The organism is Halorientalis brevis, from assembly GCF_042678165.1.
GTDB classification, from domain to species: domain Archaea; phylum Halobacteriota; class Halobacteria; order Halobacteriales; family Haloarculaceae; genus Halorientalis; species Halorientalis brevis.
In genome coordinates this window covers 413,065-428,480 of the sequence record NZ_JBHUDJ010000001.1, presented here as the reverse complement: position 1 = coordinate 428,480, position 15,416 = coordinate 413,065, and the positions used below count along the sequence as shown (strand labels likewise).

16 protein-coding genes and 1 tRNA gene are annotated in these 15,416 nt (G+C 65.9%); 11 read left to right on the top strand and 6 right to left on the bottom strand.

The annotated features are described in order from the left end of the window. Window positions 1-692: 692 nt before the first annotated feature. Both ACFR9U_RS02230 and ACFR9U_RS02225 read left to right on the top strand, forming a co-directional pair. Window positions 693-953: a HalOD1 output domain-containing protein gene (locus tag ACFR9U_RS02230; RefSeq protein WP_247377123.1), complete on the top strand. Its 261-nt coding sequence runs from the start codon at window positions 693-695 to the stop codon at window positions 951-953. A gap of 10 nt (window positions 954-963) precedes the next feature. Beyond that, window positions 964-1,107, top strand: coding sequence for a hypothetical protein (locus ACFR9U_RS02225; RefSeq protein WP_247377125.1), 144 nt, complete (start codon window positions 964-966; stop codon window positions 1,105-1,107). Window positions 1,108-1,152: 45 nt separating this feature from the next. Here the strand turns inward: ACFR9U_RS02225 and ACFR9U_RS02220 are convergent, their stop codons facing one another. Together ACFR9U_RS02220 and ACFR9U_RS02215 are read right to left on the bottom strand one after the other, a co-directional pair. Next, on the bottom strand, window positions 1,153-1,956 hold the full coding sequence (locus ACFR9U_RS02220) for a TrmB family transcriptional regulator (RefSeq protein WP_247377127.1): 804 nt from the start codon (window positions 1,954-1,956) through the stop codon (window positions 1,153-1,155). A 303-nt stretch (window positions 1,957-2,259) separates the two neighbouring features. Continuing rightward, on the bottom strand, window positions 2,260-3,888 hold the full coding sequence (locus ACFR9U_RS02215; RefSeq protein WP_247377129.1) for a DUF255 domain-containing protein: 1,629 nt from the start codon (window positions 3,886-3,888) through the stop codon (window positions 2,260-2,262). Between the two features lie 748 nt (window positions 3,889-4,636). Here ACFR9U_RS02215 and ACFR9U_RS02210 point away from each other — a divergent pair. From ACFR9U_RS02210 to ACFR9U_RS02200, 3 genes are all read left to right on the top strand, one after another. Beyond that, the gene (locus ACFR9U_RS02210; RefSeq protein WP_247377131.1) at window positions 4,637-5,161 is read left to right on the top strand and encodes an FxsA family protein; all 525 of its coding nucleotides are present in this window, start codon (window positions 4,637-4,639) and stop codon (window positions 5,159-5,161) included. A gap of 115 nt (window positions 5,162-5,276) precedes the next feature. Further along, window positions 5,277-5,350: transfer RNA gene (locus ACFR9U_RS02205), tRNA-Ile, on the top strand. Between the two features lie 381 nt (window positions 5,351-5,731). Next, entirely contained in the window at window positions 5,732-6,502 is a 771-nt protein-coding gene (locus ACFR9U_RS02200; protein ID WP_247377133.1) for an enoyl-CoA hydratase/isomerase family protein, read from the top strand. A gap of 28 nt (window positions 6,503-6,530) precedes the next feature. Here ACFR9U_RS02200 and ACFR9U_RS02195 read toward each other — a convergent pair whose 3' ends face one another. Next, entirely contained in the window at window positions 6,531-6,941 is a 411-nt protein-coding gene (locus ACFR9U_RS02195; RefSeq protein ID WP_247377135.1) for a GIY-YIG nuclease family protein, read from the bottom strand. A 142-nt stretch (window positions 6,942-7,083) separates the two neighbouring features. Between ACFR9U_RS02195 and psmA the strand changes: the two genes are divergently transcribed. Together psmA and psmB are read left to right on the top strand one after the other, a co-directional pair. Further along, window positions 7,084-7,824 carry an archaeal proteasome endopeptidase complex subunit alpha gene (gene psmA, locus ACFR9U_RS02190; RefSeq protein WP_247377137.1) on the top strand — a complete coding sequence of 247 codons (741 nt, stop codon included), beginning with the start codon at window positions 7,084-7,086 and terminating at the stop codon, window positions 7,822-7,824. Between the two features lie 17 nt (window positions 7,825-7,841). Next, window positions 7,842-8,543, top strand: a complete 702-nt coding sequence (psmB, locus tag ACFR9U_RS02185) for an archaeal proteasome endopeptidase complex subunit beta (protein ID WP_247377567.1) — start codon at window positions 7,842-7,844, stop codon at window positions 8,541-8,543. Between the two features lie 182 nt (window positions 8,544-8,725). On the opposite strand, the gene trmB is transcribed toward psmB, so the two are convergent. Together trmB and gfcR are read right to left on the bottom strand one after the other, a co-directional pair. Continuing rightward, complete coding sequence (trmB, locus tag ACFR9U_RS02180) at window positions 8,726-9,775, bottom strand: HTH-type sugar sensing transcriptional regulator TrmB (RefSeq protein ID WP_379813676.1); 1,050 nt, start codon at window positions 9,773-9,775, stop codon at window positions 8,726-8,728. Window positions 9,776-9,814: 39 nt separating this feature from the next. Further along, on the bottom strand, window positions 9,815-10,453 hold the full coding sequence (gene gfcR, locus ACFR9U_RS02175; RefSeq protein ID WP_247377141.1) for a transcriptional regulator GfcR: 639 nt from the start codon (window positions 10,451-10,453) through the stop codon (window positions 9,815-9,817). 303 nt (window positions 10,454-10,756) lie between these two features. On the opposite strand from gfcR, the gene ACFR9U_RS02170 reads away from it, so the two are divergent. After that, entirely contained in the window at window positions 10,757-12,013 is a 1,257-nt protein-coding gene (locus ACFR9U_RS02170; RefSeq protein ID WP_247377143.1) for an HAD family hydrolase, read from the top strand. 51 nt (window positions 12,014-12,064) lie between these two features. Here the strand turns inward: ACFR9U_RS02170 and ACFR9U_RS02165 are convergent, their stop codons facing one another. Further along, window positions 12,065-12,358, bottom strand: coding sequence for a ubiquitin family protein (locus tag ACFR9U_RS02165; protein WP_247377145.1), 294 nt, complete (start codon window positions 12,356-12,358; stop codon window positions 12,065-12,067). A 105-nt stretch (window positions 12,359-12,463) separates the two neighbouring features. Between ACFR9U_RS02165 and ACFR9U_RS02160 the strand changes: the two genes are divergently transcribed. From ACFR9U_RS02160 to ACFR9U_RS02150, 3 genes are all read left to right on the top strand, one after another. Then, a complete protein-coding gene (locus ACFR9U_RS02160; protein ID WP_247377147.1) occupies window positions 12,464-13,381 on the top strand; it encodes a dihydrodipicolinate synthase family protein in 918 nt (305 codons plus the stop codon). Between the two features lie 76 nt (window positions 13,382-13,457). Continuing rightward, on the top strand, window positions 13,458-13,727 hold the full coding sequence (locus ACFR9U_RS02155) for a hypothetical protein (protein WP_247377149.1): 270 nt from the start codon (window positions 13,458-13,460) through the stop codon (window positions 13,725-13,727). A 72-nt stretch (window positions 13,728-13,799) separates the two neighbouring features. After that, window positions 13,800-15,038, top strand: coding sequence for a mandelate racemase/muconate lactonizing enzyme family protein (locus ACFR9U_RS02150; protein WP_247377153.1), 1,239 nt, complete (start codon window positions 13,800-13,802; stop codon window positions 15,036-15,038). Window positions 15,039-15,416 lie beyond the last annotated feature (378 nt).

Genomic DNA, 15,416 nt, shown 5'->3' with positions numbered 1-15,416 from the left:
TTCAATTCGAAACGGTTCTGGCGGTAAAGAGCCCAACGGTAAAGTTTAGCCTACTTTCGGCGGGTGTGAGCGCTCCTCTTTCGCGCGGGCGTCGCCGGTCGTTGCGGCCGCTTCGTCCCTGTGGCGTTCGTTTTTAGTGCCTCTTCACAGGGTACTCCGCTGAGTAAGACGGACTTACGTCGCTGTGCGGTGCGGATCTCTCGATCCACAGGTAGCAATTGGGACGTGAAACGCACCACCTGTCCTCCGGCAAGCCGTGCTGGGAAGCTCCCCGACGCGGTGGTTTCGGGTGTTCTCTCACGGGTCGATCGCCACCGGCCAGTCGCGACAATCGCGTCCGGCGCCAGGACCGTTGCTGTGTCCCGTCTGAACCGAATGCCGTCGTGGCTCGGTTGCCAGTTGCTCGATTCCGATCCCGATCTTGCCTCCGACGACAGACATCGTTGTGGCGGCGGGCTTCGACTGGGGACCGTCCGCGCGCGAGCGACGAAGACGGAGTGCCGATGTGATCACCGCGACCACTGTCTGCCTGTTACCCCAGCCACACGGGCGGGCTCAGACTGCCAGTTCGGCGCCTGGGACGCTGCTGACGCCGTCGAGACCGGGCGGTGAATACAGTTACACCGCTAGCTGGCGGCTGTTTATACATATAGCGGGCAACCCCAGGCCGTTCTCTCCCCTGGGTTAGCGTAATGAACACGATAAAAGAACGGCAGCGTCCCGTCCAGCCAACCGATGCAGTCGTGCGCGCGGTCGCGTCGGTGCGCGACGTCGATCCAGTCGACCTCAACAGGCCGCTGTTCATGGCGGTCGATCCCGACGCACTGGATCGCCTGTTCGAATCACGGGCCGACGGTCTGTCCGTGACGTTCCGCTACCACGGGCACGACGTGGAAGTCCGCTCGGACCTGACCGTCGTCGTCGACGGTACTGCTGTCGAACCTGAGAGGTAGACCCCAGCAAATGAATACGGCCGACACGACCCCCGCGATCCGCGAACTGTACGAAGAATTCCCGATCGGTGCACAGACCGTCTCGATGATCTCCGACCCGGAGAACCCGAACGCGTGGATACAGTCGAACCAGGCGCTCCCGATCGAACAGTAGCGTTCTTTTCCCCTGCGAAACGGCTCGACCGACAGCGAGCAGCGCCTAGAGGTTCAGCGGCTCGGCGTCTTCCCACTTGGGGTCGAACTCAGACCTGACGTTCGCGGCGAACTCCCGGTCCTTGAGGTCGATCATGGCGAACGTCTCCTCGGCGTTGAGCGGGTGCGGCACCTCGATGCACACTTCGGCGTTGTCGATGAGTTCGAAGGTCCCCGTGACGTTCCCGGAGGTCCGCAGCGAGAACTGGTCGTGGCGGGCGAGATGTGTCCGGTAGTGCTCGCCGACGCTCTCGGGCAGTTCGCCGACCAGTTCCGGCCGCATCAGCAGCGACACGTCCACGCCGCGGTCGAGTGCGTCGCCCAGTTCCTCGACGATCAGGTCGCCGACCATGTCGATGTCGAACTGCTGGGAGAGCGTCGACGCGACCATGATGATCCGTTCGTCCGCGGCCGCCAGCCGCTCGACGAGCAGGTCGACCGTCTCCTCGGGGCCGACGGCAGCGGTCCAGAACGTCTCCTCGACCGGCTCGGCCGTCTCGAGTTCGCCCACGAGCTCGTCGACGATGTTCTCGTACTGACTCGCCTTCTCGTCGAGTTCCCGCTTTTTGTCTTCGAGCAGCCGGTCGAGCGCCGTCTGTGGCTCGACGGCGACGTACTTCTTCGGCCGGCTCGCGCTCTGACTCCGGACGAGGTTGTACGTCTCGATGCTGTTGAGGACGTCGTAGATCCGACCCATCGGCACGTCGCTCACACGTGACAACTCTTTGGCAGTCGTCGGCCCAGTCTTCAGCAGCGCGCGGTAGGCGCGCGCCTCGTATTCGGACAACCCCAAATCTCTCAGACTTGCCATTATTACGTTAGGTTGGTTCGGGGGCTTATAAACGCATCGCAGGTTTACCACTGTGTATTATGGTACTCGGGTCCGTCACGGCGGGAATTACCCGGGTATGCCGGGTTCTGTGCGCAGGTCCGATTCGGAAACCTGTCCGTCGGTTCGAGGCGGCGCCGACGGGTGTCGGTCTCCCCGACGACGCGGGGAGTGTCTGCCGAATGACCTGTCGATACTGTACGTTCACACAGTGATGTGTATATGCCCTGCGATTTCGCTGGTTTCAGCGAGGGACCGATGCGTGCGTTGGCGCGTCCACCGGACTCAGGCGTCGGTAGCGAGGTCCGCCAGCGAATCCGGGGTGTCGGCGGTGCCCACCTGTTCGCCGCCCTCGAAGAGGTGGACTTCGCCGTCCGGGACGTCGGCGCCCGGCACGACGACGGCCTCGTGATCGGCGATGCGGAGCGCTGCGCGGTGGAGGTCGCTGCCCGCTCGCGTTCCGACCCGGAAGGTTCGCGGGGACTGGAGTCGCGACGTGACCGCCGCGTAGCCGGCCACTTCGACGCCCATGCGGTCGGCCGCGCCGGCGAACGCAGCGACCGCGTCCCGGGCTGCATCGCGGTACCGCTCCTCGCCAGTCAGGGCTGCCAGGTCTAGCAGCGCGTCCGCGAGCTCGACGTTCGTATCCAACGGATAGAGGGCGCGATCACAGAGGCCTGCGCCCGCGGCCGGCCCGTCGCGGAACGCGCCGTCGGCGTCCTGTAATTCGTCGAGCGTGTAGTCCGCGATCGCGCGTGCGTCCTCGGCGTGGTCACCGGTGACCTGCCAGGCCGTGGTCAGTCCCTCCAGCACGCGGGCCTGGTCGAGCAGGAGTCCCGCCTCGCCGACCTCGCCGGTCTCGGGGTCCGCGAAGTGCAGCACTTCGCCGTCGTCGACGAGTTCGGTCAGCACGTGGTCGAGCGCTCGCTCGGCGTAGCGCCGCGCTCGCTCGTCGTCCGTGTACGCGTGGAGGGCGAGCAGTGCCCCCGCGGCCAGCCCGTTCCGGTCGGCCAGGACGGTTTCGTCGACGTGGGGCGCGTCGGCGTCCTCGCGGTCGGTCGGTTCGAGCTGGTAGTACTCCTCGGACCCGGCCTGGCTGGCGGCGAAGGCGTCGCCGGTCCACAGCGTCGTCGTGAGGTAGTCGACGGTCTGCTCGGCGGGCTCGCGATACCCCTCGTCGCCGGTGTAGCGGTACGCGCGAGCGAACGCGCGGATCAGCCCCGCGTTCTCGTCGAGCAGCTTCTCCCGACTGGCGCCACCCCAGTTCCGTTCCAGGGCGTAGCGGTAGAAGCCGCCGTCGTAGGTGTCGAGCAGGTGGGTCCGGATGGCTTCCAGCGTCCGGGTGGCCTGGTCGCGCGCCCGAACGAGGGCGAATTCGACGGTCCGGGGGAGCGGGAACTTCGTGTCCGTTCCCCAGCCGCCGAACTCGTCGTCGAACGCCGCGAGCAACTGTTCGACCATGTGCTCCTCGATGCGCGGCGTGACCTCGCCGGCCGGTGGCGTGCCGTCACGGAGCGCGCGCGGGACGCGGCCGCTCTCGGTGCCCTTCGCGTCCCAGGTCTGGCGCACCGACGTGAGGATGTCCCGGAACCCGTCGATACCCAGATAGCCCGCGCCAGTGATGATCTCGCCCTCGGGCGTGACGAACACGGTCGAGGGGAACCCGCCCATGTTGTAGCGTTCGCGGACGCGCGGGTGGCGGTCCACGTCGACGCGGACGGGGACGAACCCGTCGTTGACGTTGGCCGCGATGCGCGGTTCCGAGTACGTCGTCGCGTCCATCTCGTGACAGTGGGTACACCACGGGGCCGACAGCGAGAGCAAGACGGGTTTGCCACTGCGGTCGGCCACCGCGAAGGCCTCTTCGCCCCATTCGCGCCACTCCACTTTGGTGTCCGCCGCGTGTTCGTCCATACCGGGCGGTGGCCGTCGCCGGACAAGTATTCTGCCATCCCATCTTTTTCTTCTGCACCAGATACCGCCGGTTTCTGGTTGGCTCACGAGCGGTTCGCTCTCGCGAGCGCCGGGTCGCTGGCGGCGACCGCCCCGCGAACGGATAACCCAAAAAGAACGACGAGCCGACTTTCACCCTCACTGAGTTCGGGCGAATGCGCTGGTCAGTACCGCTCCCCCACTCGCCGAAGTGGCGTCATCCTTCGATAATCTCGTGAATACACCAGCTACATGCCCTCACGTCCTCGTCGCTGGTTGTCCCTGCTCGTGGGCCAGCCGTGATTGCCGCACGCGGGAGCGATTGCAGTTGATCGACTGCGTTTCCACACCGCGGACACCGAACCATGACACCAGTTACCACGCGGAGCGTACTAAGACTTTCTGACCGATAACTACGGTCAAAATCCGGAGCGGTCGACGTGCCGATCTATTCCCCGCAGGCGCTGTCGCTCGCAACTGTGCGGGTCAGCTGTTTGCTCTCTGCAATGGCGATCACGCACGTTCGGCCAGCGTGCATCGCTGTTGAGCACACTCGCATCCGCCGACCGGAGGGAGGCGGTTCACCGACAGCTTCGCCGTCGGCCTTTTTAGTCCGGGTTTTCGCTTCAGGGGGTACCCACAGCGAGCCCCCGGCTCGCGAGGATACCCCCTGACGAAAAAGTGGTGGCGAAGCGGTTCTATTTTGGGTGCGCGGCCACTAAAGGCGGGTATGCTGCGCATCATTGCGCTGTTGTTGCTCATTCCCCTGTTCGACGTCATGCTGCTCGTGGCGGTGGCAGCGTGGTTCGGGACTCTCGAGACGGTCCTCATCGTCGTCCTGACCGCACTGATCGGGATGCTGCTGGTCCGCGCCGAAGGCCGCCACACCATCCGGAAGATACAGCGCAAACTCGGTCAGGGTGAGCCCCCGACGAACGAACTCGTCGACGGTGGCCTCCTGCTGGTCTCCGGTGCCATGCTGCTGACGCCCGGCCTGGTCACCGACCTCATCGGCCTCCTCCTGGTGGTTCCGGTGACGCGCTATCCGATCCGGGTCGCGACGAAAAAGTGGGTCGTCTCCCCGTACGTCGACGCCAAGACGGGCGGATTCGCCTCCGGCAACGTCTACGTCGGCGGGTTCCCGGGTGGCGACTCGGCCGGCGGTACGGCCGACGACAGCTACGAGATGGACGACGACGTCTACGACATCGATCCCGACGGCGGCTCGAGTCGAGACGACGAGACCGACCGGTAACGGGCGAGTTCTGTCGACGCCAGCACGTCTTTTGGGGGATGTGAGTCACCCACAGCCCTCTGGTGAAAAGAAACGCTTAACATAACCAGGGGGATACACCCTAATGCGCTCACCTGGGCCAATAGCTCAGTCAGGTTGAGCGCTCGGCTGATAACCGGGAGGCCTCCGGTTCAAATCCGGATTGGCCCACCTGACTTTCGGGCGGTCTTTGACCGCTCGAAGACTGGGGCCTTATCTCCCCAGCCACCTAATTTCCGGCGATACTACTCATCCTGGAGCCACCGCTCAAAACGGAGTTGAGTTTGTTTCAAACCACACCCCGCTACCATCTGGTGATTCTACCGGCTGGTCCCCACGTACCTACCGGTCATGTCCACGTTCGTCGTTGGATTCGGTGTCTGGCTGGCTTGGTGACTGACGCATCCAACGGAGGAGAGAGCCGATGGTTCGGTGTCTCGGCTGTAAGAAGGGGTCCGAGACCTTCGAGGCGACCGTCCCGAACTGTCTCTGCATCGAGGCCTTCCATCCGAGGCAACAACTCTCTCCGGCTCCAGTACATCGGTGAGTGCAATGACAACCATCGACGTGACGCGAGAGGCAGACTACGCAACGATCACCATCTCGAACCCGGAGCGCAAGAACGCGATCAGCGCCGAGGCCTGCCAGGAGATGGCCGCGGAGCTCCGCTCGCTGGCGACCGACGACGGCGTCCGGTGTGTCGTCGTCACGGGCGCGGGTGAGGACTTCTGCTCCGGCCTCGATCTCACGGAGGGCATCGCCGGTGCGAGCGTGAGCCAGGAACTCGAAACCGGACTGAACGCCATCGCGACGGCCCTCCTTCGGATGGCGAAACCGACCGTCGCCCGCGTGAGGGGCGCGTGCGTGGGTGCGGGGGCGTCGATCGCGACGGCGTGTGACTTCGTCTACGCCGAAGCCGGTGCCCAGTTCGGCTGGGGCTTTACCGACATCGGCCTCGCGCCGGACACCGGTGCCACGTACGTCCTCCCGCGGTTGGTGGGCGTTCGGCGGGCACTCGATCTGCTGATGACGGGACGGCGGGTCGACGCCGCGGAGGCGGTCGAGCTGGGGATCGCCACCGAGGCGATCTCGAGCGAGGAGTTCGAGGACGCGGTCGCCGAGCGCGTGGCGACGCTCGCCTCGCGACCGACGCTGGCGCTGGGCGAGACCAAGCGGCTGGTGCAACGCAACAGTCACCGCCCGCTGGAGGAGGCACTGCGGGCGGAAGCCCGCGCGCAGGAGCGAATCATCACGACCGAGGACTTCAGCGAGGGCGTCCAGGCGTTCCTTCAGGATCGCGAGCCGGAGTTCGAGGGGCGGTAAGCCGGGCGGGCCCCGCTCAAACGAAGCGTCACTCGTGGGCACTACGTACTGCAGTCAACAACCTGTCTTTGGCAGTCGCGTGGTGGAGGTGGGTGTCACAGTCGCAATCGGACGCACCGAACCCCGTGACGACGGTCTCGCCCACGTCGGCGACAGCTCGGGCGACCGCGCACTCGACGTCGACCTCGGGCGAGCGGACGACTGTCTCGATCCGTGCGGGGGTATCACCGAGGAGGTAGTCGACGTGCCAGTGGCGGGCGTCGCGGTCGCCGGCGGCGATTTCCACGTGGCGATCGACGCGTGCGAACCCGCCGGGACCGAACGCGCTGCCCGTGTACGCGTAGTAGCCGGCTGGGAACGTTTGCTCGCCGAGTGCACCGACGGTGACAGTCGCCGCTTCCGGAAGATTCACGAGTATTGTGTACGTGCCCTTGACCACAACCGGGACTCCACCTCCTGCCACAATCGACCTTACGGTCTCGTCGACACGCGATCACGGTGTCACTTGCTACCATAAATGGGTTTAAATACGGGTGGCACTAACCGGAGGTGAAGGCCACTCCCGGCTTTCGATGCAAATCATGCAGGGAAACTCACAACAGCAGGCGTACGACCGGGGGATCACTATCTTCTCCCCGGACGGACGTCTCTATCAGGTCGAGTACGCCCGCGAGGCCGTCAAGCGCGGGACAGCCAGCGTCGGCGTCCGCACGACTGACGGCGTCGTTCTCGCGGCCGACACGCGCGTTCGCTCTCCACTTCTGGAGCGGTCGAGCGTCGAGAAACTCCACAAGATCGACGACCACGTCGGCATCGCCAGCGCCGGCCACGTCGCCGACGCCCGCCAGCTCATCGACTTCGCCCGGCGGGACGCGCAGGTCAACCAACTGCGCTACGAGGAGCCGATCGACGTCGAGTCGCTGACCAAGGACATCACCGACCAGATCCAGCAGTACACCCAGACGGGCGGCGCACGCCCGTTCGGTGTCGCGCTGATCGTCGGCGGCATCCAGAACGGCGAGCCGCGCCTGTTCGAGACCGACCCGTCGGGGACGCCCTACGAGTGGCAGGCACTCGCCGTGGGTGGCAATCGTGAAGATCTCCTCAGCTACTTCGAAGAGGAGTACCGCGAGGACCTGGATCTCGACGGCGGGATCGATCTCGCGCTGTCCGCCCTCGCCGAGGTCGGCGACAGCGAAGTCACTCCCGAGGGCGTCGCCCTGGGGACCATCGACGTCGAGACCGAGCAGTATCGCCAGCACACCGACGAGGAGATCGCAACGTACCTCGAAGACGTAGACACCGAAGGTGAGGAAGAATGACTGACTGGAACCACGGCATGGACCCGACGCAACAGCCCAGATTGGACGACGGCCTGCAGAGCCCCTACGAACCGGAACTCGGCACGCTGCCGTCCACGAGTGGCAAGGACAACGAGAAGGTGAACAAGACCGGGACGACGACCGTCGGCATCGCGAACGACGACGGCGTCATCGTCGCGACCGATCGCCGCGCCTCGCTCGGCGGCCGCTTCGTCTCGAACAAGAACGTCCAGAAGGTCGAGCAGATCCACCCGACGGCAGCTCTCACGCTCGTGGGCTCGGTCGGTGGTGCCCAGTCCTTTATCCGCTCGCTTCGCGCCGAGGTCAACCTCTACGAGGTCCGCCGCGGCGAGGACATCTCGATTCCCGCACTGGCCACGCTCGCCGGCAACTTCGCCCGCGGCGGCCCCTTCTTCGCCATCAACCCGATCCTGGGCGGCGTCGACGACGAGGGCAGCCACGTGTTCAGCATCGACCCGGCTGGCGGCGTCATGAAAGACGACTACACCGTCACCGGCTCCGGGCTCACCGTCGCGTACGGGACCCTGGAGAGTCGCTACGAGGACGACCTCTCGATGGACGAGGCGCGCGTCGTCGCCGCCGACGCGGTCAACGCCGCAGCCGAGCGCGACACCGGCTCCGGGAACGGACTGGTCGTCGCCGAGGTCACCGAGGAAGGCGTCGAGATCGACACCTACGAGTACGACGACATCCTGTAGCCGGGGACCCGAGTCGCGATTCGTTTTCCGTTTTCTTTCCGTCTGCTGACCAGCGACTGGTGCGCGCTCGACGCGTGAGCGTCGCTCGACGGACTGGATACCGCACTCCGCGAAAACGGCGGCGGTCAGAATCGCGACCGACTCGTGGACCTCCGACGCGCTCCCTGGTGTCTCGCGCGTCGTTACACGCCCGGGGGCTGGTCTTTCCCGACGCGGATCTCGTGGGCTTCGATGTCTTCTAAGGCGGCGACCTGGCCGCCGACTTCGACGGGGCCGTCGTCGGTCTCGACGATGAGGGTCGCGGTCTCGCGGCCGGCGCCGAAGGTCGCGTCGTCGATCGGTCCTTCGACGACCTCGCGGTCTCCCGAGCGCACGTCCCGGCCCTCGATGGAGGCGTAGAAGTCGCCCTCGGCGTGGCGCAGGTCGGATATGCACCGGCGGATGGTCGCGTAGCGGCGCGGGAACGGCCGGTCGTCCGGTCCCTCGGCGATGGTTTCGGCGGTCGTCCAGAGGACTGTGTTGAGGAACCCGGAGACGAGAAACCCCAGTTCCGAGCGGTTGAAGATGACGCCGTAGCGGTCGCGATCGCCGCGGAGGGCCTCCTGGGTGGCGTAGACGGAGTAGTCGCCGTCGGCGACGGCGACGATGGGGGTCGTGATTCCGCGGCGGGCGCGCACGGTCGTGGCGACCTCGAGGTAGTCGAACGACTCGGGGTCGGGCACCTCGGCGGCCGGCGACAGCAGGAGTTCGATGGCGACGCCGTCCTCGTGCTGGGCGATCAGCTCGTCCTCGAACCGTTCGAGGAGTTCGGGCGACAGCGAGGGGATGAGTTCGTACTCCGCGCCGGTGATGACCTCTTCGAGGTACCGGAGGATGGTCGAGCGGGACTTGATGAGCGAGACGGCCTCCGTGTCGCGGGCGGGGGCGGTGTAGCGCTGTTCGAGCCCGTCGACGAGGTCGTCCAGCGAGGACTGGATGTCGTCGAACGCTTCCTCGGGGTCGATCGCGAGGACGCGCATCGGCCGGGTCTCCTGGAGTTCGACGAGGCCGGCGTCGGCGAGGCCGCGGACGGTGTCGTAGACGCGCGGCTGGGGAATGTCGGTGTGGTCGGCGATCTCGGAGGCGGTCAGTTGTCCGTGTTCGAGAATCGAGAGATACGCCTGCGCCTCGTACTCGCCGAAGTCGAACCGCTCGGCGACGCGCTCGAGTGCGGCGTACAGGTCGTCGGCCATGTCGGAGGTGAGTCCGACGAGTCAAATCAACCCTTCCTTTCAGTCGTCGTTGCCGACGCGGATGACCTGAACGAGCGAGTAGACGGGGACGCCCTCGATCTCCTCGGTCCCCTTCTTGTCGACCAGCACGACGCAGGCCACCGGCTCGCCGCCCTGCTCGCGGATCGCCTGGACGGTCTCGGTCATCGTCGTCCCGCTGGTGATGGTGTCGTCGACGACGTAGCACTCCCGATCGCGAATCTTCGCGAAGTTGCGCGAGAACGTCCCGCCCAGTTCGTCCATGTCGTCGTCGTCCCACTGGTGTTTCCGCGGCGCGTAGGTTCCCAGGTCCGTATCCAGTTCGCGAGCGACGGCCGTCGCCAGCGGTGCACCCGCCTTCTCGATGCCGATGGTCAGGTCCACTTCTTCGCCCTGTTTCGAGAGCAGGTCGGCCAGGGCAGCACTGATGTGCCACATGCGGTTCGAGTCGCGACCGATCGTGTTCCAGTCGACGTGGATGTCGTCCGGGCCGCCGGTGGACTGCTGTGTCTGGGTCGTGGTCGTGCTCTTGCCGCTGCGCTCGACCAGCCAGCTCGCCGTCTCACGGGAGACGTTCAGCTCGTCAGCGATCTCCCCCTTCGAGAGCCCCCGATCCGCCAGCTCCGCCGCGCTAGTCATCAGGTCGTCGATATTCTTCATAGGTAGCCCGTTCGACGGCGTTCGTTATTGTCCTTTCCCCGGCCGCTCTGGACGACGGCCCGGGACTGGCGTCTGCCAGCTGTCCGCACCGTGCTCACCACACACCGAATAATTTATTTGGTAATGAGTAAATATTCGGATCGCAGGGTCGATACCGGCTGACTTGGACAGAAAGCACGGACAGATTCTCCCTGCATTCCCGGACCGCTCTCTCCGTCACTGCGAGTGGATTCGCCGGTCCGTCGTACTCGTCCCACCCCGCGGCCCCCGCAGTCTTTTGGTCTGACGCGTCCACACGGAGATATGGAACGCTACGACCAGCTCTACCGCCTCTACGACGAGTTCGACACCGGTCGACTCCGGGCCTATCAGGACTTCGTCGATCTCTTTCCGCCGGTCGACTCGCGGGTCGCCCTGGAACACTGGCAGAACGCCAGCGACGAACTCGCCGAAGGGAAAGACGAGATCCGCGACGCCTTCCCCAGCACCGGCGAGACCTTCGCCGCCATCGCGTCGAAGGCCACCCGGGAACAGGCGTTCACGGCGCTCGATCTGCTCTCGAAACACGGCCAGCCCGTCAACGCGCTGGTACTGGACGTCGACGAGACGCTCCGGTCGGCCGGCCAGACCGACAACGAGATCCCCCGCGACACGCTGCACCTCCTGACGGAGTTCTACGAGGACGGCATCCCCATCGTCGTCTGTACCGGCCAGACCCTGGAAAACGTCAAGGGGTTCCTCATCCAGGGCCTGGGTAACGAACTCGTCCACTCGGGGGACGTGAGCATCGTCTACGAGGCCGGCACCGGCGTGTTCACGCCCGGCCACGGTGGCGACACCAAACAACTGCTGTACGAGGACCTGGGCGCGGAAATCAGGAACGTCTTCGACGCCGTCCGCTCACGGGTCCTCTCGGACGCCCCGGACGACCTTCGACGGGGCTGTCACCTCCAGGGCAACGAGTTCAACGTCACGATGAAACCCAACTTCGAGACGGGAAGCAGCGACGCCCGGGCCGTCATCGACGAGGCGCTGATCTACGAACTCGACTTGCTCGGCGACACCGTCTGCGAGGAACTCGGGTCTGACGCCGACGCCGAGCTGGCCGGCCAGTGGGCGCGGGCCTTCTACGCGGCCCAGGACCCCGAGATTCGGACCGTCCTCGAAGAGCACGGCGAGTACCCGGACGCGACGGCCGACGACGTGCCCGCCGACGTCCGGGACGTGTTCGAGCGGATCGACGTCGCCTACTACGAGGCCGACGCCGCCGAGATCGGCAGCCTCGAACTCAACAAGGTCGTCGGCGTCGAGGCGGCCTTCGACGTACTGGACATCGACGAGCCGTTCAGCGTGGTGATGGGCGACAGCAAGAGCGACCTCCGGGTGATGCGGTGGGTCCAGGAGCACGACTACGGACTGGCGGCCGCGCCCGAACACGCCTCACGCGACGTGCTCGATCACGTGATGAACACGGACGAACTCGTCTTCGATCCCGGGAAGGCGACCGACGTGCTCCAGACCGTCTACGCGCTCAACAGGCTCGCGCGGTTGGAAGGCTGAGAAGACGCCGAGAAACGGCGAACAGGTGGAGAGCAGGAGAGTCAGCGGCGTTCAGGCGTGCGTGACCTTGTCGTGTTCGGAGGTCAGGTGGAACTCGAGCGTGTCACCGGGGGTGAGCGGCGAGGCCGCAGTGACCGGTTCGTGGTCGGCGTCGGGATTCCTGACTGCGATGACGTCCGAGCGGAGGCGCTCGCCGTCGAGCATCCCCGTCTGGACCTGCGTTCCGTACTCGGCCGAGAGCCGTTCGATGACGTCCTGTACCGTGTCTCCGTCACGGACGGCGACGTGCGCTTCGTGGGTCCCCACCCGTGCGGCCAGCGACCGGCTGATTTCTATCTGGCACATAGGTATCCATACCAATGCACTCTGGGTTCAAAAAGTTAACTCACTCTCGAAAAACCATTGGCTGATGGGAGAAACTATTACCGCCAGCCCGTGGCAAGCCAGGATATGGTGAACGCTGCTCCCGCGCCAGGGCGAGACGATCCGCTCTCCCTGCACGGCGTCGTCCCGCCGACCGTGACCGCCTTCGACGACGAGGAATCGGTCGACTACGAGGCGACGGCCGCGCACGCCGAGTTCGTCGTCGAGCACGGCTGCCACGGCGTGTTTCCGCTCGGGACCAACGGTGAGGTTCCGCTGCTAACGCCCGAGGAGCGCCACGGCGTCGTCGAGGCCGTCGTCGATGCCGTCGACGAGGTCCCCGTCGTCGCGGGGGTGGGCGCGCCGAGCACCTACGAGACGGTGCAACACGCCGAACACGCGGCAGCCGCCGGCGCCGACGGCGTCATCGTCGTCACGCCGTACTACTACCCGCTGGACCACGACGGGGCCGTCGAGCACTACCGCCGGGTCGCCGACGCTGTCGACGTCCCGGTGTACGTCTATCACATCCCGAGCAAGACGGGCAACTCTCTCTCGCTGGACACGCTGGCCGACCTCGCTGCCATCGACGGGCTGGCCGGCGTGAAAGACTCCAGCAAGAACGTCCCGTGGCTCGGGCAGGCCATCGACGCCCTCCCCGAGTTGACCTTCCTCTCGGGGTCGGACTCGCTCCTCTTCGCGGGCCTCGAAATCGGCTGTCCCGGGATGGTCAGCGCCGTCGCGAACGTGTTCCCGGAGCTCGTCGTCGACCTCTACGACGCCTACGACGCTGGCGACGAAGCGCGCGCTCGCGAGCTTCAGAGCACCGTCTACGACGTTCGCGACGCGCTCAAGCGCGGCCCCTACATGGCCGGCGTCAAGACCGCGCTCTCCCTCCGCGACGTGGCCTTCGACGTCGGGTCGCTCCGGAGTCCGCTGCGGACGATGGACGCGGACGACCGCGCGGCGCTGGAGACCGATCTCCGGGACCTGGACCTGTTGTAGTCCGGGTCACAGCGGGGCGCTGTTAGCGGCCGAAGCCGTCCCAACGTTGATAGCGGTGCCACGGTGAGAGTGAGGTATGCTGGGGTCGTTCACGGAGTACGTGGGGTTTCCGTCGGTCGTCGCGCTGGTGCTGGGCGGGATCGCGATCCTCGTGTGGGCGGCGACGCTCGGCGGTCGGCTGGGCCAGCTGGTCGCCGGCTTCGTCGGCGTCCTCGTCGTGCTCGGTGGGCTCGTGTTGATGTTTTTCGTCTGGCTCAAGCGGATGAACGCCGACATCGGCGGGAACCGTCACGACATCGAACGCGACTTGGACGACATTCTCGACGAGCGGGAGTCCGAGAAGTGAGCGACCGACGGCGCTGACGTCGGGCCCGCGCCGCGCTCAACCTTTACTGTCTGCTGGGTGCTAGAGCCGGGCATGCGTATCGACTATGCCGGCCTCCACGACCCGAACGCGGAGTACACGATGCGGGACCTCTCCGGGGAGACGATGGGCGTCGACGGCGCTCGCGGAGGCGGGCGCGACGTGGAAATCACGGACGTGCAGACGACGATGGTCGACGGGAACTTCCCCTGGACGCTCGTGCGCGTCTACACCGACGCGGGCGTCGTCGGCACCGGCGAGGCCTACTGGGGCGCTGGCGTCCCCGAACTCATCGAGCGAATGAAACCCTTCGTCGTGGGCGAGAACCCGCTCGACATCGACCGACTGTTCGAGCACCTCGTCCAGAAGATGTCCGGCGAGGGCTCCATCGAGGGCGTGACGGTCACCGCGATCTCCGGGATCGAAGTCGCGCTGCACGACGTGGCGGGGAAACTCCTGGACGTGCCCGCCTACCAGCTGCTCGGCGGGAAGTACCGCGACAGCGTCCGCGTCTACTGTGACTGCCACACTGAGGAGGAGGCCGATCCGGAGGCCTGTGCAGACGAGGCCGAGCGCGTCGTCGAGGAACTGGGCTACGACGCGCTCAAGTTCGACCTGGACGTGCCCTCCGGCCACGAGAAAGACCGCGCGAACCGCCACCTCCGGCCCGGCGAGGTCCGCCACAAGGTAGAGATCGTCGAGGCAGTGACCGAACGCGTGCGCGACCGCGCGGACGTCGCCTTCGACTGCCACTGGACGTACACGCCCAACAGCGCCGAGCGACTGGCGAGTGCGATCGAGGAGTACGACGTCTGGTGGCTGGAAGACCCCGTCCCGCCGGAGAACCACGACGTTCAGCGGAAGGTCACCCACGGTACAACGACGCCGATCACGGCCGGCGAGAACGTCTACCGCAAGCACGGCCACCGCCGCCTCCTCGAAGAACAGGCCGTCGACATCGTCGCACCGGACCTCCCGAAGGTCGGCGGGATGCGGGAAACCCGGAAGATCGCCGACTTCGCGGACACCTACTACATCCCCGTGGCGATGCACAACGTCTCCTCGCCCGTCGCGACGATGGCCAGCGCCCACGTCGGCGCTGCCATCCCGAACGCGCTGGCCGTCGAGTACCACTCCTACGAGCTGGGTTGGTGGGCGGACCTGGTGGAAGAGACGGTCATCGAGGACGGCTACATCGAGATCCCTGAAGAACCGGGGCTGGGGCTGACGCTCGACATGGACGCCGTCGCCGACCACATGGTCGAGGGCGAAACCCTCTTCGACGACGCGTGAGGCTCACGGGTCGCTGACTCCCCGTCCGCACCACGGCGCTCACTCCGGCCGCCCTCGCCCCCTCGCGACGGCTCGGTTCCGCCAGTAGCGGTCAGTACCCCTCTCGTTAGGTATCGCGCTTTTATATGCGAGTTGTGTTGGATCAGACACTGAACGCGTTCGTTCGCCGTGGCTCGCTGGGGTCCGCTGCGGGCGCTGTCGGGCCATGGACGCATCGGGATTCCCCCAACCCATGAGACAGACTCCGATCCGAGACGCCGTTCCAGGCGTGACTCGCATGCGCCTCCCACACCCTCACAGCAACAGATCGACCCGAATTCGCAGCGTCACGCAGCTACCAGCATTCGCTGGCAGTCTCCGAACGCCCAGACAGGATAC